At 35.1% G+C, this 21,963-nt stretch carries 17 protein-coding genes; 7 read left to right on the plus strand and 10 right to left on the minus strand.

Features of this window, described 5'->3' with window-relative positions; genetic code table 11:
* Window positions 1-37 precede the first annotated feature (37 nt).
* From nadB to FLAVO9AF_RS00200, 6 genes are all read right to left on the minus strand, one after another.
* Window positions 38-1,573: an L-aspartate oxidase gene (nadB, locus tag FLAVO9AF_RS00175; RefSeq protein ID WP_159682255.1), complete on the minus strand. Its 1,536-nt coding sequence runs from the start codon at window positions 1,571-1,573 to the stop codon at window positions 38-40.
* Window positions 1,573-2,502, minus strand: coding sequence for a quinolinate synthase NadA (gene nadA / locus FLAVO9AF_RS00180; RefSeq protein ID WP_159682257.1), 930 nt, complete (start codon window positions 2,500-2,502; stop codon window positions 1,573-1,575). The genes nadB and nadA overlap by 1 nt, the downstream gene beginning before the upstream one ends.
* Before the next feature lie 301 nt (window positions 2,503-2,803).
* On the minus strand, window positions 2,804-3,325 hold the full coding sequence (locus tag FLAVO9AF_RS00185; RefSeq protein WP_159682259.1) for an outer membrane beta-barrel protein: 522 nt from the start codon (window positions 3,323-3,325) through the stop codon (window positions 2,804-2,806).
* Window positions 3,326-3,517: 192 nt separating this feature from the next.
* Window positions 3,518-4,207 (minus strand): anaerobic ribonucleoside-triphosphate reductase activating protein, encoded by a 690-nt coding sequence (locus tag FLAVO9AF_RS00190; RefSeq protein WP_159682261.1) that lies wholly within the window; start codon window positions 4,205-4,207, stop codon window positions 3,518-3,520.
* The gene (nrdD, locus tag FLAVO9AF_RS00195; protein WP_157490620.1) at window positions 4,191-4,349 is read right to left on the minus strand and encodes an anaerobic ribonucleoside-triphosphate reductase; all 159 of its coding nucleotides are present in this window, start codon (window positions 4,347-4,349) and stop codon (window positions 4,191-4,193) included. Before nrdD ends, FLAVO9AF_RS00190 begins: the two co-directional genes overlap by 17 nt.
* A gap of 186 nt (window positions 4,350-4,535) precedes the next feature.
* The gene (locus FLAVO9AF_RS00200) at window positions 4,536-6,644 is read right to left on the minus strand and encodes a ribonucleoside triphosphate reductase (protein ID WP_159682263.1); all 2,109 of its coding nucleotides are present in this window, start codon (window positions 6,642-6,644) and stop codon (window positions 4,536-4,538) included.
* 392 nt (window positions 6,645-7,036) lie between these two features.
* On the opposite strand from FLAVO9AF_RS00200, the gene FLAVO9AF_RS00205 reads away from it, so the two are divergent.
* Complete coding sequence (locus tag FLAVO9AF_RS00205) at window positions 7,037-7,963, plus strand: glycerophosphodiester phosphodiesterase family protein (protein ID WP_159682265.1); 927 nt, start codon at window positions 7,037-7,039, stop codon at window positions 7,961-7,963.
* Between the two features lie 68 nt (window positions 7,964-8,031).
* Here FLAVO9AF_RS00205 and lysS read toward each other — a convergent pair whose 3' ends face one another.
* From lysS to FLAVO9AF_RS00220, 3 genes are all read right to left on the minus strand, one after another.
* A complete protein-coding gene (gene lysS, locus FLAVO9AF_RS00210; protein WP_159682267.1) occupies window positions 8,032-9,735 on the minus strand; it encodes a lysine--tRNA ligase in 1,704 nt (567 codons plus the stop codon).
* A 150-nt stretch (window positions 9,736-9,885) separates the two neighbouring features.
* Window positions 9,886-10,893 (minus strand): hypothetical protein, encoded by a 1,008-nt coding sequence (locus FLAVO9AF_RS00215; RefSeq protein ID WP_236552249.1) that lies wholly within the window; start codon window positions 10,891-10,893, stop codon window positions 9,886-9,888.
* A 14-nt stretch (window positions 10,894-10,907) separates the two neighbouring features.
* The gene (locus FLAVO9AF_RS00220) at window positions 10,908-12,143 is read right to left on the minus strand and encodes a hypothetical protein (RefSeq protein WP_236552250.1); all 1,236 of its coding nucleotides are present in this window, start codon (window positions 12,141-12,143) and stop codon (window positions 10,908-10,910) included.
* A gap of 169 nt (window positions 12,144-12,312) precedes the next feature.
* Between FLAVO9AF_RS00220 and FLAVO9AF_RS00225 the strand changes: the two genes are divergently transcribed.
* The 3 genes from FLAVO9AF_RS00225 to lipB all read left to right on the plus strand — a co-directional run bounded on the left by FLAVO9AF_RS00225 (window position 12,313) and on the right by lipB (window position 14,657).
* The gene (locus tag FLAVO9AF_RS00225; protein ID WP_159682271.1) at window positions 12,313-13,050 is read left to right on the plus strand and encodes a hypothetical protein; all 738 of its coding nucleotides are present in this window, start codon (window positions 12,313-12,315) and stop codon (window positions 13,048-13,050) included.
* 145 nt (window positions 13,051-13,195) lie between these two features.
* On the plus strand, window positions 13,196-13,939 hold the full coding sequence (locus tag FLAVO9AF_RS00230) for a hypothetical protein (protein ID WP_159682273.1): 744 nt from the start codon (window positions 13,196-13,198) through the stop codon (window positions 13,937-13,939).
* Between the two features lie 10 nt (window positions 13,940-13,949).
* Entirely contained in the window at window positions 13,950-14,657 is a 708-nt protein-coding gene (lipB, locus tag FLAVO9AF_RS00235; protein WP_159682276.1) for a lipoyl(octanoyl) transferase LipB, read from the plus strand.
* Window positions 14,658-14,684: 27 nt separating this feature from the next.
* Here the strand turns inward: lipB and FLAVO9AF_RS00240 are convergent, their stop codons facing one another.
* The gene (locus tag FLAVO9AF_RS00240) at window positions 14,685-15,344 is read right to left on the minus strand and encodes a ribonuclease HII (RefSeq protein WP_159682278.1); all 660 of its coding nucleotides are present in this window, start codon (window positions 15,342-15,344) and stop codon (window positions 14,685-14,687) included.
* 198 nt (window positions 15,345-15,542) lie between these two features.
* On the opposite strand from FLAVO9AF_RS00240, the gene FLAVO9AF_RS00245 reads away from it, so the two are divergent.
* Genes FLAVO9AF_RS00245 through FLAVO9AF_RS00255 form a run of 3 tightly spaced genes read left to right on the plus strand, consistent with a single transcriptional unit; the run spans window position 15,543 to window position 21,835 of the window.
* Window positions 15,543-18,506: a TonB-dependent receptor gene (locus FLAVO9AF_RS00245; RefSeq protein WP_159682281.1), complete on the plus strand. Its 2,964-nt coding sequence runs from the start codon at window positions 15,543-15,545 to the stop codon at window positions 18,504-18,506.
* Window positions 18,507-18,524: 18 nt separating this feature from the next.
* Window positions 18,525-19,937, plus strand: coding sequence for a RagB/SusD family nutrient uptake outer membrane protein (locus FLAVO9AF_RS00250; protein WP_159682293.1), 1,413 nt, complete (start codon window positions 18,525-18,527; stop codon window positions 19,935-19,937).
* 41 nt (window positions 19,938-19,978) lie between these two features.
* Entirely contained in the window at window positions 19,979-21,835 is a 1,857-nt protein-coding gene (locus FLAVO9AF_RS00255; RefSeq protein WP_159682303.1) for a S8 family serine peptidase, read from the plus strand.
* The last annotated feature ends 128 nt before the right edge of the window (window positions 21,836-21,963 follow it).

The following is a 21,963-nucleotide window of genomic DNA, read 5'->3' on the forward strand; positions in this document are numbered from 1 at the left end:
TGAAGTTTAAAGAAAAAGGTTTAATGTTAACAAAAAATTAGCGTCTTAAGTATTTGATTTTGAAAAAGCCACCGCGATTTTCCTCTCGTAACATAGAATGCTGTACAATGAGGATTCCTATGGTAATCAGATTTTTTAATTCATAAAAAGCGGTATTCCCTTGATAATTTTGTTCGAGTTCTAGGAGTTCTTTTAGCCAATGTTTTAACTGTTTTTTGGCTTTCTTCAAATCGTGATTGTTTCTCACGATTCCCGCGTGGCTTCGCATCAAAAGTTGTAATTCACTTTTTATTTGACTCAAAATAGAATTGGTAATCAAAGGCAAGCGGTCTTTATAGATTTTGGAGTAAACGGGTGTTTTGCTTACTTTTGGGTCAGGGTTTTCAGAAAGGTAATCATAAATTGCATTGGAATAAACCAACGCCTCTAGTAGGGAGTTAGAAGCTAGTCTATTGGCTCCGTGCAAACCCGTTCTAGAGCATTCACCGCAAGCAAAAAGGCGCTCTACGGAAGTCTTACCATTAGCATCGACTACAATTCCGCCACAAAGATAATGTTGAGCAGGTACGACAGGAATCCAGTCTTTTGTGATGTCGATACCAATGCTTTTGCAATGTTTATAAATCATTGGGAAATGAGCGATAAACGCTTCCAAATCCAAGTGGGTACAATCTAGGTACACACAAGCATCTCCTGATTTTTTCAATTCAAAATCGATACTCTGCGAAATAATATCTCTCGAAGCCAATTCTTTTCTTTCGTCATAATCTTCCATAAAACGACGGCCGCTTTTGGTACGTAGATAGGCACCAAAACCGCGTACAGCTTCAGAAATCAAAAATTGAGTTCCTGATGCATTATGAAATAAAGCTGTGGGATGAAATTGAATAAACTCCATTTCGGTGATAGTGGCGTGAATACGGTTTGCCATTGCGATTCCGTCACCAGTTGCAATAATGGGATTGGTGGTATGTCCGTATACACTTCCTATACCGCCAGTGGCCAGCAAGGTATAATCAGCAAAACAAGGAAAAATAGTTTTGTCTTTTTGATTCAAAACTTGGACGCCCAAACAACAATTATCTTCTGCAATCAAATCGATAGCAAAGTGATGGTCAAGAACCGTGATGTTTTCTTTTAAATAAACTTGTTGCAAGATAGCGCGTTCAATTTCAAAACCCGTTTGGTCTTTATGATGTACCACTCGACTTTGTGAATGACCACCTTCTTTTCCCAAATCAAAATTGCCTTGTGCGTTTTTATCAAATTGTGCTCCCCAATTGATTAATTCTTGCAATCGTTTTGGACCTTCAGTGATGACTTTTCGAACCACGGTTTCGTCGCACAAGCCATCGCCACAAATTAGGGTATCCTGAATGTGTTTTTCGTACGAATCTTCTATTTTGTTAGTTACAATAGCGATGCCTCCTTGAGCATATTTTGTGTTCGATTCTTCAGCATTGGCTTTGGTAACGATTGTAATATTTTTTTCTGGAAAGCGAATGGCCATTTTTAGGGCAAAAGTTAGTCCTGCCACACCAGAACCGATAATTAAATAGTTGGTTTGTGTCATTATTTGGAGAGTTCAAGCATACGTTCTATAGGTACTAAAGCGCGTTCTCTGATGTCTTCAGGAACGATGATTTCGGGGGTTTCGTTGAGCAAACAATCGTGCACTTTTTGGAGTGTATTGACTTTCATATAGGCACATTCACTGCAAGCACAAGTATTGTCCTCTTCTGATGGAGCTGGAATCAAGATTTTATGCGGTACTTCTTGTTGCATTTTATGCAAAATACCTGCTTCGGTGGCAACAATAAACTTATTGTTTGGACTGTTTTTTACATAAGTAATCATTCCAGCAGTGGAACCAATGTAATGGGCTGTTTTTAGGATATGTGTTTCTGATTCTGGATGCGCAATGATTTCGGCATCTGGATTTTGTTTGTATAATGCTACTAACTTGTCTAGCGAAAAAGCTTCGTGAACCGCACAGGAGCCGTCCCAAAGCAATAATTTTCTGCCGGTTTCATTGCTAATGTATTTGCCTAAGTTTTTATCAGGCGCAAAAATAATTGGAGTGTCTTTGGGTACCGAATTTACAATTTTTAATGCATTGGCTGAAGTACACACAATGTCTGTGAGCGCTTTGACTTCGGCAGAGCAATTGACATAAGTAATGACCAAGTGATCTGGATGTGCTTCTTTGAATTTTTTGAATTCATCCGGCGGACAAGAATCGGCTAAGGAGCATCCTGCATTGAGGTCGGGCAGAATTACTTTCTTGTTTGGATTGAGAATTTTGGCTGTTTCGGCCATAAAATGAACACCTGCAAAAAGAATAATAGGTGCATCAACTTTGGTCGCTTCTTGTGACAAACCCAAGCTATCGCCAACATAATCAGCAATATCTTGTATGTCTGGTTCTTGATAATAATGCGCCAAAATGACTGCATTTTTTTCTTTCTTTAGGGCAACAATTTTTGCTTTGAGTTCTTTCATTTTACCTTTTTTGTTATGTCATTTTATAAAGGGCGTGTAAAAGTATTTTAATCCTATTGGACTGCCAATGATAAATGTCAGGTTTAGAAGGTGTTCGTTTTTTATGATTTAAGTTATTCTTGCTTTTTTTTAGCGAATGTTTATTTAAATGAAATTTTGATAATCTTATTGGTTTGAATGCTGTCTTGAATTACTAGTAAGTTTGAATATGCTGTAACTATGTGAATTACTAGAACCTATATGCTATAAAAAAATACCTCCAAGATTTTGGAGGTATTTACTATTAGTTATTTTATATATTTTAAAGATGCAATGCGAATCCAATATTGAATTGAAAACTATCGTCAAAATATTGATTGTATAAGGCTTTGTTATATCGAACACCGGGTTCTATACTGATGTTCTTTCCTATAAAAATAGCATACCCGGCTTGTAAACCTATTGATCTTGGGTTAGCGTCAGTGTCGCCAATTCCAATCCCATTATAAGATAGTTCAATAGGGATCATTTTTTTGAAATAATATTTTACACCAATTTTATAAGCTATTGGATCGTTGGAAGCACTACCACTAGTTTCACCGAATCCTAACCCAAGTTTGAGCGCTAAATTATCTTTAATGAAATAACCACCTTCAAGTCCAACATTGTAAGATGTTTTTCCGTCTTTAGATGAAAAATATAAAGAAGTATTTCCAACATTATCTCCAAAGCCTGTATTGGCTTCAATTAACCATTTTTTCTTAGAAAGTTGGCCCTCTTTTGCTTGTCCAATAGCAAAGTTTGTGGCAAATAAGGCAACTAGTGCCAATGTAATTTTTTTCATAATTCGTTTTTTTGTTTCTCAAACTTAATTATAAATAAAATACTACTTATTTATTTTATGAAAGAATTAACTTAGTTTTATTTGGTTGTTTTTTTGTTGATAGAAAATAAAGCTATGATTATAAAGCTTGAGAAATCAGTGAAACGCAAGAGAAGGCAATCATTATACATTATTACACTTTGCATTGTTTATTTAATTCCGAATTACTATTTTGATGTTGGCTGTCGAAAGGGATTCCGAATTTATTTCGCGGTGGGAATAGCCCATTTTTTCTAGAGTTGGAGCTTCATTTACGAAATACTGAATATAGTATTGGCCTTGATAGCCTTTTTGTTCCAAAAAGTGAATCATTGCTGTAAGGTCTTCTTTGGAAATTAAGTCGGAGTGGATGGTGGTGCGCACTTCAAAAGGGACAGAATTGGAAAGCAATAATTCGAGGGATTGCTCAAAAGAAACAAACAAATTGGATTGGGTGATTTTTTCGAAAGTGTTTGGTAGTGATTTAAAATCCAAGGCAACATAATCGATAGTTTGTTGATGGAGTAGGGTATGAAGTACTTTGGGTTTAGAACCATTGGTGTCTATTTTTACTAGAAAGCCCATTTTCTTGACGGTTGCAATGAATTCAAGGCAGTTTTTATGCAATAAGCATTCGCCACCGCTGAAAACAACCGCATCTAGGAGGTTTTTTCGGGTGTGGAGAAAATCCAAGACGTCTTGGAAGGTGAGTTTTCCTTTTCCTAAAACTATTTCGGGATTGTAGCAATATAAACACCGCATATTGCAGCCCGCAAACCAAAGAATGCAGGCCGACTGATGCGGATAATCTAGTAAGGTAAAAGGTGTTATGCTGTAAATGGGCGTGCTAGCACTTGCATTCATTAAAATGGGTGCGTTGTTTGTGTTCTCCTTTTTTGCCAATGTTGAAACTTTCTACGGGACGATGATAGCCCATCACACGGGTGTAGACTAAACATTTGGTTCTGCGTTCTGGATGTTGTTCTAGAATGGGATGTGTTTTCATTATTTAAGGGTTTTAGATTGTTTAAAGCTTAAGGTTGTTTAAAGTTTTTTTGGATGTTTCCAAAAGGGTAATTTGTGGCTCTTTAGCCCCGATCGCAGTGAAAATCCCCCGCTTTTTCTGCGGGGAATTGTAGCGGAGAGCGGGACGGTGTTTCCTGAAAAAGCCTTTGTTTGCTGCTCCTAAAATTTATGAGGCTAGTGCTTCTTTTTCTTTTTCGAGAATTAGGGCTTCGTCGCATTTTGGGCAGTATTCGTGTTCGCCGTTTAGGTAGCCGTGTACGGGGCAAACGCTGAAAACGGGAGTCACGGTGACATAAGGCAATTTGAAATTTGAAATTACTTTTTTGACAAATTGTTTGCAGGCTTCGGATGAGCTGATTTTTTCACTCATATAGAGATGCAATACGGTGCCGCCGGTGTATTTGCATTGCAATTCGTCTTGCAGGCAAAGCGCTTCGAAAGGGTCTTCGGTGAAATCGGCTGGGATTTGTGAGCTATTCGTGTAATAAATATTGTCTCCTTCGCCCGCTTGATAGATGTTGGCAAAGCGTTTTTTGTCTTCTTTGGCAAAGCGATAGGTGGTTCCTTCGGCTGGTGTGGCTTCGAGATTATAAAGGTTTCCGGTGCTTTCTTGGAATTCTTTCATACGGTTTCGAATGTGTTCCAAAATTTCGGCGGCTAATTCGATTCCGGTTCTAGAGGTGATTTGGTCTTGATTTTGAGTGAAATTGACAATCATTTCGTTGATTCCGTTGACACCAATGGTAGAAAAATGATTTCTGAAATGCGACAAATAGCGTTTGGTGTAAGGATACAAACCGCGCTCGTACATTTCTTGAATAAAGACTCTTTTTTTCTCTAAAGTTGATTTGGAAAGGTATAAAAGATGGTCTAATTGTTCTAGCAAAGCGGTCTTATTTCCTTGATACAAATAGCCCAATCGCGCCATATTGATGGTCACAACTCCAATGCTTCCGGTCATTTCGGCACTTCCAAAAAGACCATTACCGCGTTTTAGCAATTCGCGTAAATCGAGTTGGAGGCGACAACACATACTGCGAACGGCGTTGGGTTTGTAGGCATTGGGGTTTTCTTCTTTGTTGCCGTTTTCGTCAAGAATGTATTGGCTTCCAATGAAGTTTTGAAAGTACGACGACCCAATTTTAGCGGTATTTTCGAATAGCAAATCGGTGTTTTCTCCATTCCAGTCAAATTCCTCGGTGATGTTTACGGTTGGAATTGGAAAAGTGAAAGGTTGTCCGTTGGCATCGCCCTCGGTCATTACCGTATAATAGGCTTTATTGATGAGGTTCATTTCGGGTTGGAAATGTTCATAGCGCAACTCGGTTAACGTTTTTACTCCACGCGCTTGCGCACGAAGTAACAGGTCTTCGTTAGTTATTTTGTCAAAAAAATGAATGTCTTTTCGGGTTGGGATTTGAGTTTTCAAATCTTCGGGAACGACCCAGTCCAAGGTAATATTGGTAAAAGGCGATTGTCCCCAACGCGCGGGTACATTTAAGTTGTAGACAAAACTGCGAACAGCTTTCAGTACATCATCAAAGGATAAATTGTCTTTGAACACATAAGGAGCTAAATAGGTATCGAAGGAGCTGAAGGCTTGTGCGCCTGCCCATTCGCTTTGAAGAATTCCTAGAAAATTAGCCATTTGTCCCAGAGCTTCTCTAAAATGCGAGGGTGGTCTGCTTTCTACACGCCCACGAACGCCATTGAATCCTTCGTTGAGTAGGACTCTCAAACTCCAACCTGCGCAATAGCCCGTAAGGCAATCCAAATCGTGTATATGAATATCCCCATTTCGGTGCGCATATCCTTCTTGTTTGCTGTAGACTTTGTCTAGCCAATAGTTGGCAATTATTTTTCCAGCTACGTTGTTTACCAAGCCAGCATTGGAGTAGGAGGTATTGGCATTGGCATTGATTCTCCAATCGGTTTGTTCAATGTATTCTTCAATAGTTTGTGTACTGTCTACATAGGTGGTGTCTTCGTTGAGTCCGTTGATGTGTTCGCGTTGTAACTTTCGAGTATGTCGAAAGAGCATAAACGAACGCATCACATCAAAATACTGTTTTTCAAAAAGGGTTTTTTCTATGCAATCCTGAATTTCTTCTACGGCCCAAGTAGTTTTGGAAAGAAGTTGTTCGAAAACACTGCTTACTACTTTCTCGTCTATTGCCAATTGAACACTTTTAAAACTCTTTTCAATGGCATCTTTGATTTTGAATTCCTCAAAAGGTCGGTATTCTCCGTTTCGTTTGATTACATATTTTTCCATAGTATTTGAAAGTTTAAGTTTGCGTTTGTTGTTATAAATGAATATGTGTTTTTAATAAACAGTTAGATTTCAGAAGTTTAATTCTGAGATAGCGAACCAATTTTATTTTTATTGTAAATAAATTAAAATCAGTGGTTTATGTGTGTTGTGGAATTTGTGTTTGGTACTACTATTTTACGTCTAAATGCAAAATACCGACCTGATATTTATCATATTTGGAGTTTTTTTATGCTCTTTTATTAACCGTCCTGAAGCCTTGTTTTGCTGTATTTTTAGATGTTTTTTGAGGTAGATTGTTGATAAGTTACTTTGTTATTCTTTCATTAAGTTTAAAAAAAAGAGCCGTGACAACGAATAAGAATAGGTATTTTTGTCAGCTCAAAATCTATACAATGAAGAAGAATGTTATACTAGTTTTTTTGTTTTTGCTATCCTTAAATGGAATTTTTGCCCAAACTAAGGAATACCGAATAGAATTTAAAAGTGGAAAGGAATTGCAAAAGTTCTTGACGTATTCAAAAAAATCCTACCCTTTGGTAAGCGCGCATAGAGGTGGGCCAACAGTTGGTTTTCCAGAAAACTGCACCCCAACATTTGCTAATACCATTCAGTATAATCCAGCAATAATCGAAACTGATATTGCATTATCCAAAGATTCGGTTTTAGTGATGATGCACGATGATAAGTTAGATAGAACCACGACAGGAACTGGATTGATTGGTAATTACACGTACAAAGAATTACAAGATTTTTATCTAGAAGATACTCAAGGCAACCCAACTCCTTACAAAATAGAAACCTTGGATGAGGTATTGCAATGGGGGAAAGGAAAAGTAATTTACACCTTGGATGTAAAGCGAGGAGTTCCTATGCAAAAAGTAATCGATGCAGTGCGTCGCAATAAGGCAGAAGCCTATTCTGTAATTATAACCTACAATGCCAATCAAGCAGCAGAAGTAGCTCGTTTGGCTCCCGATTTGATGATTTCTGTTTCAGCAAGAGGAAAAGAGGACGTAGAACGTATGGAAGCTTTGGGCGTAAAAGCAGAAAAAATGGTCGCTTTTGTGGGGACTTCGGATCCTAAACCAGAAGTATATGCTTATTTACATAGTCGTTCAATCGCTTGTATTTTAGGGACTATGGGCAATATTGATAAAAGCGCTGCTGCAAATGGCGATGGGTTGTATTACCAATTAATTGCGAAAGGAGCTACTGTTTTATCTTCGGATAGAAGTAAAGAAGCGGGAGCACAATTGGCAAAATATGCGAAAGACAACAAGCTACACTCAAAGCATATTAAAGAAGTAGTAAAAAAGTAATTTGTATAGAAACAACAAACCCGATAATAGGTCATATTATCGGGTTTGTTTTTATGATTAAGAAAATATTACTCCTTCAATCGACAAGCTTTTACATCGCCATCAACCACAACTTCGGTCATTCCAAGAGCAGAAAGGTTTTTCATTGCTTTGTCCCATTTTTTACCACTCAATTCGGATTTGATTTTTAGTAAACTAAATTCCATTTGATTGTCATTGGCTTGTAAAATGGCAACAATTACTTTTTCATCAGCTTCTAATTCTACGGTTGCTTTTTTCTTTTCTGGTCGCATTTGTGGGAACAAAAGCACTTCCTGAATAGACGCGTTATTGGTCAAGAACATCATCAAGCGGTCCATTCCAATCCCTAATCCTGAAGTAGGAGGCATTCCGTATTCTAATGCTCTCAAGAAATCTTCGTCAATAGTTCCGTTGGCTTCGTCATCACCTTTTTCAGCCAAACGCATTTGGTCTTCAAAACGCTCTCTTTGGTCAATTGGGTCGTTCAATTCTGAGTAGGCATTAGCGATTTCTTTTCCGCAAACCATCAATTCGAAACGCTCTGTTAATTCTGGATTATCGCGGTGTTCTTTACACAATGGCGACATTTCTTTTGGATAATCAGTAATGAATGTTGGCTGAATATAATTTCCTTCGCATTTTGCTCCAAAAATTTCGTCAATCAATTTTCCTTTACCCATAGTTTCATCCACTTCAATTCCCATACCTTTAGCAGCTTCAAACAATTCGGCTTCGCTTTTTCCAGAAATATCAAAACCTGTGAAGTGTTTAATAGCATCGGTCATTGTTACACGAGCATAAGGCGCTTTGAAATTGATAGTGTGCTCGCCAAAAGTCACTTCGCTTGTTCCGTTTACAGCTGTTGCGCAATATTCTAATAATTGCTCTGTAAATTCCATCATCCAGTTGTAGTCTTTGTAGGCTACATAAATTTCCATAGCGGTAAATTCAGGATTATGGGTTCTGTCCATTCCTTCGTTACGGAAATTTTTTGAGAATTCGTACACACCATCAAAGCCACCAACGATTAGTCTTTTCAAATACAATTCATTGGCAATTCGCATATACAATGGAATATCCAAAGAGTTGTGATGCGTTATAAATGGTCTCGCCGCTGCACCACCAGGAATGGATTGCAACACAGGAGTTTCTACTTCTAAGTACCCAGCTTCGTTAAAGAAAGTTCGCATCGCAGTGAACAATTTCGTTCTTTTGATGAACGTTTCTTTTACGTGTTGGTTAACGGTCAAATCTACATAACGCATTCTGTAACGCAATTCAGCATCGTTGAACGCATCGTGAATTTTTCCGTCTTCGTCGATTTTTGGTAAGGGTAAAGGACGTAAGGTTTTGCTTAAAAACGTAAATTCATCCACACGGATACATTGTGCACCCACTTTGGTTGTAAACAATTCTCCTTCAATACCAATAAAATCACCTAAATCGGTTAATTTTTTAAAAACTTGATTGTATAACGTTTTGTCTTCTTCTGGACATAAAACATCGCGATTTACGTACAATTGTATACGTCCTTCACTATCTTGTAATTCAGCAAAACAAGCTTTTCCTTGGTCTCTAACGCTCATTAAACGTCCTGCCACAATAACTTTCTTGCCTTCTTCAAAACTTTCTTTTACTTGCTTTGAGGTATGATTTACAGGAAAAAGTTGTGCAGGGTAAGGGTTAATTCCTAAATTACGTAGGCTTTGTAGTTTTTCTCTTCGGATTATTTCTTGTTCTGATAAGGCCATTATGTTCTGAATTTTAAGTCCGCAAAGATAAGAAAAGAATGCAGACTTCAGATTTTAGATTTTAGATTTTTTGGAACAGCTATTTGTCTTTCTGTTATTTTAAAACGAAGAGTTTTTATAAATAAAACATATTGAAAAAATCAAGACATTTTATTTTTGTTCCGCAATAGTTACTTTATTTAATTTTAAAACTCTTATCACTTGATTGGTGTTGTCAGCCACAAACAAACGATCTTTTAGCAAAGCACAATTGGTAATAGCGTTAAACGCATTTTCTCCCATAATATCAGAATTGTTGATGGTTGGCGTGTAATTTTGATCTAAAAAAACGTTTTTTGGATACAAACGAATATAGTTCGTCCCTTTTATTTTTTCAGTTGTTATAGCCCATTCATCGCTAAAAACCACAGACGACGGAAGGTTGTCCGTTAATGTTTTAGTATTAGGTAAAATAGGAATAATCAACGAGCTGGTAGCGTTTTTCTCAATGTCTTTTAGATTGTAATGCAAAAATCCGTTGGCATTTTGTCCAGCAACGATTAAATTTCCATTGGCGATATCCATCGAATATATTTCTGTGTAGCCTTTTAGGGTGTTTAATTTAGCCATTGGAGCTAAGTTCCAATTACTAGTTTCTGTAATTTGTGCTGTTTGGAATACCTTAATTGAATTTTCTTTTTCTTTAACAAAAAGAAAACCATCTTTTGCTTTTAGTCCAAATACGTGAACAAAAGTTTGCCACCATTGTCCATTTCCAATCGTGTTGATTCCTGATAATGTTTTTTCGTCCAAAACAAAAACTCTAGAATCAATGCTGCCAAGGTAAATGCGGTCATTGTCAATAGAAATCGAGGATAATTTTGTAAACGGAATCGTGGTAGTTCCTTTTGTATAGCTTTTGAGACTTGAAAGATAAGATAAAGTTGTGGCGTCAAATATTTCAAGAACATCACCGTTGCAAATGTATAATTTGTTGTTTGCGATGGTGATGGCGTTAGCTTCTAAAGTACCTTTTCCTCCGATAATTTGATTGGCTTTGATCGTGGTTTCGTTACTTAAGTAATAATATTGATAATTGGTTGGCTCGTAAACAGCGTCAGAATCTTTACTGCAACAAGCAAAAACAAATACGATGGCTATATATAAAATTTTTTTCATAGTAGTAAGTGGTATTAATTCCATTTTCCTTCTCCTTTGTATTTAAGTAAGAAAGGGTTGTTAGCGCTGATTTTGAAAACAGGTTTTTTGTAGTCTTTTTTGTTTAAATAGGCTGTTTTTGTCCATCCTTTTAGTATTTCAGGGTCAATAAAGGGAAGATCATTTAGGTAAATCAGATATTTATAAAAGAGAGTGAGCATTTCTTGTTGTCCTCCACCTTCACCACTATTGGCTAAATTGCTACTATGGCTAAATCCAATATGATGTGAATATTCGTGAGACCAAACAGACATTTCACCTAACCAATGACCTGAGATATACCCAGATTCCCATTGAGAAGCCAAAGGTCCTCCTCCCCAAGCACTTCCGCCTCCTACCATTGCTAGGTAAACGGTCCTAGAATCTAAGTAATTCCAGTAAATTTTTTCTATTTCTTCCTTGGTGTAATAATCATAAACTCCATTCACATCATCAGTGTTGCCGTGCCAATTTAAAGCGCCATTTATAGGAGTTCCTGCTAAAGTGGCTTGGTCTTGTTTGTATTTATCAAAATTGGAAAAGGTTTGATAATACAGTGGGTGACTTAAAGCATAGGAATAATTTATGATCATTGTTATGGCTTCTTTGGCTAAAACGGGGTTCATTGGAAGAAATTTTCCATATTCGTTGATGTGGTAACCATCGTGAAATTGTACTAAATGATTGGATTTTATTTTCTTGAATTTGGCAAATAAAGGATCAGTTGAAGTGACAGAAAATTCAATAGATCCGGATGAAAATCCTTCTATTTTATCGATAGTTACCGTTTTTCCATTTTCTAATAAGTAATCATTTTTGCTAACTACTAAAGGGATTTGATGTACTGAGCGATGAAACGCAGGAATCTTGCTAAAGTGAAAGAGTACGAATTTGTTTTCGTAATTTGGGAGCTTAGCATAGATATTTACGTCTGTCAAAGCAACTGGCGAATACAATGAAACTTGTACAGAATCCTTTCCTTTTAGTATGACTTGAAGGGGTTCGTTAACTCGAAACCAACGGTCTTTTTTGTTGTACATTAGGGTTGGGTCTTCATTGTCTTCAAATAGGGTCATAGGTTTGTTACCAGCGGGTAAATTGGTAGCGTCAATACTTGATAAATAATTGGGTTGGTAGTTTTTGTAGTTTACTTCGGTTTCGCAATTAGTGAATAATGACAAAACAACCAGTAGTAAAAAACAATGCATTGCATTTTTTAGAACTTGATTCATAGGTTAGGTTTAAGATTAAGGGTTTACAAATTTATTTTTTCTTTTATCATTTGCTCCATCAAAAAGTTTTTTAATTAATGAATTTTATGCTTATTGGACTTGTTAATTAACTATAATTTTGAATGAATGATTACGTTACCTATATAAGGTTTTTCTTTATATTTGAGATATGAAACGAGTAAGAATTTTTTTGTTGTTTATTTTCGCGTTGCTTTTTTTTAGTTGTCAAGTAACAGAAACCATTCATTTTAATGAAAACGGTAGTGGAACAATAACTGTAGAAATGCTTCGAATAGAGCAGAGTTATCAGCAATTGGCTGGTGAAGAATACAATAAAGACGAAGTTTTTGTAGATACCACTTATGTTTTTGATGATTATATTTCGAAATATTCCGAAACTTTTTCTAAGCTTACGCCTGAAGATAAAGCGGTTTTTAATGCATACAAAGGCGTGAAAGTGCACACTAAGAAGAATTCTTTTGAAAAGGAATTCCGTACCACCTTTACGCAAAATTTTCTTCAAGCAAATCAAATCGCCGATTTATATAAAACACAAGAATATGTTAGTGATATTGTTCATAATTATGCGTTAAGTGCCGAAGAGCATTATTATAAAGTTGCTTTTCAATTATCTTCAAATGAGTTCAAAAGAATGGTAACCATAATCGATGAAGAGCATTTGAAAAGAGAACAAGCCACAATCAACAACTACAAGAAGCAGCTTGGTGACAAGAAAATGCATCAAAGAATAACGCTTAGTTATCATTTTACGAAAAACATAAAATCCGTTTCAATTCCTAATGCCAAAGTCAGTCCTGATAAGAAATCAGTTGAAATAACTTTTGGTTTGCTGGAAAGTTTATTTGACCCCATTAGCACATCAGTTGTAATCGTTTTTGAAGAATAATTGTATAGATGAATAAAGATTTTTTCTTCTATGAAGTATGGTTTGGGTTTTAGTATCTTTGGCACAGATAAAAAGATTGGTAGGAAATACATACCTATATATTAAAGTAGCTACTTTTTACCACTTTCACATAAAAATAGTACATATGAAATCGATAATGTTTTTAATCTTGGGTGTGACGTTGCTATTAACGAGTTGTACAGTTACAGAAAATATTTATGTAGAAGCTGATGGCTCGGGAAACTTTAATGTTGATTTAGATGGTTCAAGTTTAATGGCAATGATGCCAAAAGATTCTTTGAAAAACGAGAAGAGCATTGACTCTACTTTTACTTTTAAACAACTTTTAGCGGATAATAAGGACAGTATTGCAAAATTGCCAATTTCGGAGCAACAGCAACTGAAAAAATTAGAAAATTTCAATATGCGTATGCAAATGAATCAAGAGCAAAAGCAGTTTTTGTTTTCGTTGCAAACTAATTTCAAGAACGTCTCAGAATTACAAGATGCAATGGTTGCTATTAATGCAATGAGTTCACTTCAAAACAAAGTCAATAAAACTAATGAGTTTGGTGCTGGTGTTCCTGCTGATGGTTTTGCGAATAACAATGCAGTTGTATCTTATAGTTTTAAAGGAAATAAATTTAAACGAACTGCAGCTTTGAATACCTCTAAAAGAGTAGTGCCAAATGAGGAAACTGCCGAAATGAATAAAATGATTTTTGCTTCTTCAAATTATATAGTAAAATATCATTTTGCAAAACCTGTTAAGAAAGTTTCTAATACTGCTGCAATGTTTAGCGAAGACAGAAAAACCATTACCATTCAATACCCCTTTTCAGAATATATGGATGCTCCTGAAAAAATGAATATTGAAGTAGAATTTTAGAAAATAGAAAATGAATAAAAATATCCAACTTCAAGATTTAGGCAGTAAAGATTATAAGGCAACTTGGGAATACCAAGAAGAATTGTTTAAAGGAATTGTCGATTTAAAAATTCAAAATAGGAGAGAGGAAACAAATTATCCTACACCTAATTATTTGCTCTTTGTAGAACATCCTCATGTCTATACTTTAGGTAAAAGTGGTGATATGACTAATTTGCTTTTAAATCAAGAACAATTAGAAGCAAAAGGGGCTACTTTTTATAAAATCAATCGTGGTGGAGATATTACATATCATGGACCAGGGCAAATTGTGGGATATCCTATTTTAGATTTAGAAAACTTTTTTTCGGATATTCATAAATATTTACGTTTTCTCGAAGAAGCTATTATTCTTACCTTACAAGAGTATGGTTTAGAATGCGGTAGAAGCGAGGGTGAAACCGGTGTTTGGTTAGGAGTTGGTACTCCTTTTGCGAGAAAAATTTGTGCAATGGGTGTTCGTGCTTCCCGTTGGGTGACTATGCATGGTTTTGCTTTAAATGTAAATGTTGATTTAGGCTATTTTGATAATATCATTCCATGTGGCATTCGAGGAAAGGCTGTTACTTCTTTGAATGTAGAACTTGGAGTAGAAGTTGTAGATGAGAATGAAGTGAAAGCAAAAATCCTAAAGCACTTTGCTGCGTTATTCGAATGTGAGTTTTCGGAACAGCACTAATAAATAGAAAGAAGCATCATTCTAAGTTTATAAATCCAAGCTGAGTTGTTCAGGCAATAATCTGAAACTCATTCTGTGGTATTTGGTTACACCATATTTTTTTATGGCTTCTCGATGTTCTTGAGTAGGGTAGCCCTTATTCTTTTTCCAATTATACATAGGAAACTCTTCATGAATCCGATTCATATATTCGTCCCTATATGTTTTAGCCAAAACGGATGCAGCAGCTATACTTAGGTATTTTCCATCTCCTTTTATTATACTCGCATTGGGTAGTGTGCTTAAAAAACGAATTTCTTCATCAGTAAATATTTTAATCCCTTTTTTGATAATTCCTCTTTTGGGTATAAAAGGAGCATTGCCATCTATTATAACTGCTGATGGTTTTGGGTTCAATTTTACCACGCATTCTTGCATTGCTTTTATGGATGCATTCAGGATATTGATTTCATCAATTTCAAGTGGCTCAATGTGTGTCACACTATACGTTATAGCCTCATTTTCTATTACAACTCTAAGTTTTTCTCGCGTTTTCTCTGTTAATTGTTTGCTATCATTAAGTAAAGAATTGTTAAAATGTAAGGGAAGTATTACGGAAGAAGCAGTTACAGGCCCCGCTAAACAGCCTCTACCAGCCTCGTCACTGCCCGACTCTAAATTTCCCGTTAAAAAAAAAGGTTTTAGCATTAAATTTTTTTTGGCAAAAATATTGTTTTATTCGCTATTATTTTTCGTTTATAAACTTTTTTGTTGAGAATTATTTAAAATTTTCACAATTAGATATTGTTTTCTAAACATTTCTTAATGGATTTATTTTGCTATTTGTTTGGTATATTAAGATTTTATTGTGATTTTTGTTGCATAACTAATTCAAACAATAATAATATGAGATCAAAATTCAAATGGATTTTTTCTTTGCTATTGGCACTGTCAATGCAATTTGTCTTCGCACAAGAGAAGACTGTTTCTGGTACTGTTACTGATGAAACTGGTGCTTTACCAGGAGTAAACGTAGTAGTAAGTGGTACTAAAAGTGGTACACAAACTGGTTTTGATGGGAAGTATTCCATTAAAGCAAAACAAGGCGATGTTTTGGTGTTTTCATTTTTAGGAATGGATACTATGAGAATGACTGTTGGAGCTTCATCAGTAGTTGATTTAAAAATGACAGGTACTGTGAAGTTACAAGAAGTTGTGGTTACTGTTGCTTATGGTACACAATCGAAGAAAAAACTTGTGCAAGCAAATAAAATTGTTACAGCTGAGTCAATTGAAAATGTTGTGGCTTTATCTCCTCAAGAATTACTTCAAGGTCAAGCCGCGGGGGTACAAGTTGTTAACTCTTCTGGAGTTCTAGGTTCTGCTACTCAGGTTAAAATTAGAGGAAATGCTTCTATTTCAGGTGGTGGTAGACCCTTGTTTGTTATTGATGGTGTTCCAATGAATGACCTTCAATTAACTACTGCTCAAGGTGGACAGGCACTTAATCCGTTGTTGGAGATTAATCCAAACGATATTGAGTCTATGACAGTATTAAAAGATGCTTCTGCAACTGCTATTTATGGCTCTAGGGGATCTAATGGTGTTGTTTTGATTACTACTAAAAAGGGTAAAAAAGGTCAATCAACTAAAGTTACTGTTGATCAAGCTTTGTCTATTACAAAGTCTACTGATGTATTACGTTTAATGAATGCAGATCAATACAGAGAATTTAAGACCTTAAGAGGTGAAGATCCAGCAAGTTTTTTACCAGGGTCTTATGATTGGTTAGATGCTGTTTCAAGAACAGGTACTTCAAAAGATACTAATATTGGTGTTTCTGGTGGAAGTGAAAAGACATCTTTTTATGTTGGTTTTGGTCGTTCTGATCAAGAAGGATTTATCTTAGGTAATAATTTTCAAATTACTTCTGGTAGAGTATCCTTAGATCACGAAGCAAATGATTACATCAAAGTTGGTGCAAATATGTCTTATGCTGAGACAAAAAATGACCGTGTTGGTTCTGAGAATTCAACTTTTGCTCCTTTTACTGGTGCAGCATTAATTGCTCCTTGGACACCAATATATAATCCTGATGGTAGTCTTACTCCGCCTTCTGGTTTTATTCCAAATATTGTTGCAATTGAGACTTACGATATAAATAATGCTACTACATCAAGGTTAACGGGTAATGTATTTGCTGAAGTTAAATTATTCAAAAATTTAAAGTACAAAGTTGATTTCGGTGTTGATAGATTGTTCTTAGAGCAACAAGAGCGTTCATTTGAAATTAATAGCCCTGGTGGATACGGATACAATGATATCTCAACGCAAAATAAATATGTTGTAACAAATACTTTGTCTTATGATAAGACGTTTTTTGAAAAGCATAATTTCAATGCTCTAGTTGGTTCAACTTATGAGCAAACAGATATCAGAGTGGCAAGATTAGAAGCTACAGATTATGCTTCAGATTTGTTATTGAATATTACTTCAGGAGCAACGAAAACATTAACAACAACACTTACTCAAAATGCAAGATTGAATGGTTATTTTGCAAGAGTAAACTATGATTATGACAAGAAGTATTTATTAGAACTTACAGGTAGAAGAGATGGTTCTAGTAGATTTGCTCAAGACAAAAAGTATGGTCTTTTCTGGGCTGCTGGTTTCGCTTGGAATGCAAAACAAGAAGCATTTTTACAAGATAGTCGTGTGATTTCTGATCTTAAGCTGAGAGCTTCTATTGGAACTGCAGGTAATGATCGAGTTGGAGATTTTGCATTCTTCCCATTGTACGCTGGTGGTGCTGGCGGTGCTTATAATAATTCACCAGGGTTTTCATATTCTCAACCAGCTAATAATGAATATCGTTGGGAACAATCTAAAACTATAAACTTAGGTACTGATGTTAGTTTATTTAATAGTAGAGTAAATGTTTCTGTAGATGTATACAGTAAAAAAACTACAGATTTAATTTTGAGCCCACCAATTCCTGCAACAAATGGATTTAATACAATTACAGGAAATTTTGGTAGTATGGAGAATAAAGGTATTGAAGTTGATATTAATACTTTGAATGTTAAAACGGAAAATTTCGAATGGAGAACTAGTTTTAATATAGCTCATAATAATAACAAAGTTTTGTCTCTTCCAGGTGCTGCAGTTGATTTAGACGGTAATAGGTTTGTAACTGGTAGTGCTTCTCAAAGAGCGATTGAAGGATATTCTATTAACACATTCTTCTTGATTAGATACAAAGGAATTAATCCTCAAACTGGTAATGCTGAGTGGTTAGATAAAGCTGGTAATGTTACAACAACACCAACTGCTAATGATAGAGTTATAGTTGGTGATGCGAATCCTGATTTCGTTGGTGGAATAACAAATACATTCAAGTACAAGAATTTTGATTTAAATATTTTTGCTAACTTTAGTTATGGTAATAACATTTTCGTTGACGGACAAAGATTCACGGATAATTTGGTTAATGACTTTAATAAAGATCCTAAAGTCTTAGATTATTGGACAGCACCAGGTCAAAATGCCTATGCGCCTTCTTTGACTAGTGCTACTCGTGGTACTTTCGCACAACGTTCTACTAACCAACTTAAAGATGGTTCATTCATAAGAATCAAGAATATTACTTTAGGTTATAATTTACCATCATCAATTTTTGAAAGAATTGGATTTATTAGTGGTGTGAGATTATATGGAACTATTACTAATTTATATACTTTCAAAAAAGACGAATTGAAAGGTATCGATCCTGAGACTACTAGTACTTTAGCAAATTTAGGTGCAGGCGAGACTTTTTTCACACCTCCTCAATTCAAAAGTTATTTGTTAGGTGCTAAATTGACTTTTTAATAAAATATTTATACTAAGATGAAAAATAAAAATATACTGTTAATATTTATGTCTTCTTTGTTGTTTTTATCTTGTGATAATACACTTGATTTAAGCCCTGAAGATTCACTAACGCCAGACGTAGTTTTCTCAAACGAATCTTTGACTAATGGAGCTGTGAATGGAATGTATAGTTCTGCACAATCTTCTAATGTTTTATCTGGTACTTATGATGCTATTACAGAATGGCAGTCTGATAACGTTAAGTTTGTTGGTTCATTTCCAACTTTTAATGATATAAACAATTACACAACATTGTCAGATAATGGTTCTATCGCGACAATTTGGGCAGCACATTTTGCAACAATTAATCAAGCAAATATGTTGATTAAGTTTACTCCAAATGTTCCTTCTACTGCTACAGATGAATTTACAGCCGCTGAGAAAGCTAATATTGTAGGTCAGGCTAAATTTATGAGAGCATTAATGAATTTGCGTTTGTCTGCTTGTTTTGGGCATCAATTGCAACAAAATGATAAAGGGGCTAATTTATCGATTCCATTATTAATAGAACCTTTTACAGGTACAGTTACTTTTCCTAAGAGAAGTACTTTATCTGAGGTTCACGCACAAATTGAAGCTGATTTGTTAGATGCGGTAGCATCAATAAATTCTTCATCTACAGACAGAACACGTGCAACCGTTGCAGGAGCTAAAGCACTTTTAGCTAGATTGTATTTGTATCAAGAAAAATGGGGTAAAGCAGCAGATTATGCAAATCAAGTAATTAATACAACTGGTTTTACTTTAGCAACTAACTTTGCTTTTTACAACACCTTAAATCCTGAGTTGATTTTTACTTTACAAAACGTTGCTGGTGATGCTGCTGGAGCAGAATCTTACTCAAAAATGTTTAATGGAGTTAATGCGAATGGAAGAGGAGATTGTCCATTTTCTCAAAATTTGAAAGATCTTTTCACTGCTGAAACAGGAGATTTAAGATTTGGAACTGCTTTAACAAGAAATGGGATTAATGCTATTTCTGCTACTGATTTATTTACCAGCAAATATCCTAATGGGACATCAAATACTGATGACCCACCAGTTATTAGAATTTCTGAAATGTATTTGATTAGAGCAGAAGCTAACTTAAGAGGAGCTTTAACAGTAGGTGGTTCAACACCTGTTCAAGATGTTAACAGGATCAGAACAAGAGCTGGTTTAGCAAATTTATCAACTGTAGATTTGACTTCTATTCTAAATGAAAGAAGAAAAGAATTCTGTTTTGAAGGTTTAAGAAGAATGGATTTGTTACGTAATAATTTGCCATTACGTAGTGCTGGTTTGGCAAACAGTGCTCAATCACAACCAGGTGCAGATAAAACTATTTTCCCAATACCACAAAGAGAAATGGATATCAACCCGAACTTAGTTCAAAATAAAGGATACTAAATTTAAAACCCTCTTAGGAGGGTTTTTTTAATTATCATAATATGAAATATTTTTTATTTTTATTGATGCCTTTTACACTTTTTTCACAAAGTGAATTGGAAAGATCATTTATTTTAAATTCATATAACAAGGCAAAAGTTCAAAAGCTTCTGAGTGATAACCATAGTAAAAATCTGGTTCAATCCAAGTTAATTAATGAGTTTAAGAAAAGAAATAGAATTGTTGATTCTGACAAGATGTCTTTAGTCCGAATTAGAAAAGGGGTTCCTTTTTATTATAAAGTTTATAATGATTTATCTGCTAAAACAATAGGAGCAAATGAATTGTATGTAGGAGGAAGTTTAGGCTTGAGTTTGTCTGGTGAGAATATTTTTGCAGGGGTTTGGGATGGAGGAAAAGTTAGAGATACTCATATTGAATTTTCAGGTAGAGTTACCATTAATGATGGAGGAGGTGCGTTAAGTGAACATGCTACACACGTAACAGGTACTATAATTGCGTCAGGAGTATCTGCTTCTAGAAAAGGTATTGCATTTAATGCCAAAGCTTATACAAATGATTGGAATTCAGATATTGATGAAATGACAATTTTTGCTAGTCAAGGTTATTTAGTTTCTAATCATTCTTACGGGTATGCTTTAACTCCTTCTTCACCAAAATCAATTTTTGGTAGTTATGATGAATCCTCAATTGAAATTGATGACATATCTAATGTTTTTCCTTATTATCAAGTAGTCTATGCTGCTGGTAATGATAGGAATGATTTTGCTTTGCCTCAGATTCAAGATAAGCTAGGTTATGATATGTTATCAGGAGCTACGTGTTCTAAAAACAGTATTGTTGTTGCTGCAGTCAATAAAGTTGAAAACTATTCTGATAATACTAGTGTTTCAATGAGTAATTTTAGTAATTACGGTCCTACTGATGATGGTAGAATTAAGCCTGATATCTCTGCAGCAGGTGTTGGAATAAGCTCAACAATTTCGACAAGCAACACGGCTTATGGTGTTAATAATGGAACCTCAATGGCAGCTCCGGCTATCACAGGTTTGATTGTATTACTTCAGAATCATTTTAATAATCTTAATCCATCAAAGTATATGAAAGCTTCAATGGTTAGAGGTTTATTAATTCATTCTGCAAAAGAAGCAGGAAGTGGTCTTGGTCCTGACTATGAGTTTGGTTGGGGGCTGGCTGACGGGAAGAAAGCTGCACAAATTATTTCTAATGCCAACAAAAGTTCGGTAATTGAGCAAGTAGTTTTAAGTAATAATGGTGTGTATTCAAAAACAATTGTTTTGAATTCAAGACAGCCTTTAGGTGTTACTATTTGTTGGACAGATCCGACAGGAGCCCTAAACACGGCTGATGTCATAGATGAAAAAGCTCCTAGATTAGTAAATAACTTGGATTTGAAGATAATGAAAGACGGTGTTGTTTATTTTCCTTGGAAATTAGATGTTAGTAGTCCTCAAAGTCCTGCAACACAAAATTCTGATAATGACGTTGACAATGTTGAAAAAGTTTATATTGAGAATGCTGAACCTGGAACCTATACAATAGAAGTTAAGCACAAAGGTGTTTTGAAAGATGGTAGTCAAGAATTCTCTTTAATTGCTGATGCAGCCAGTGGTTTGACATTATCAAGTAAAGATTTCTCTATTGAAAAATCTATACAGATTTATCCAAATCCTGCACAAGATTTTGTTTCGTTTTCTTTGCCTTCAGAATTTAATCTTAAATCTATTAAAGTGTATGATGTTTTGGGTAAGGAGGTTTTGTCTACTAATGAATTTAGCAATAATCAATTGAGAATTGGTAGTCTTAACAAAGGACTTTATTTGATATCTTTTGTGGGTGATAATACTTCAGTAACTTCAAAATTTATTAAAGAATAGTATATTTTGTATTTATTTTGTAGGGATTAAAAGCTTTTAAGTTTTTAATCCCTTTTTTGTGATTTAAATCTTTATGATTTGTAGGCAAAAAAGACATTATATAAATTATCTTTGCTGACTAAAATTGT

Source organism: Flavobacterium sp. 9R (genome assembly GCF_902506345.1).
Lineage (GTDB): Bacteria > Bacteroidota > Bacteroidia > Flavobacteriales > Flavobacteriaceae > Flavobacterium.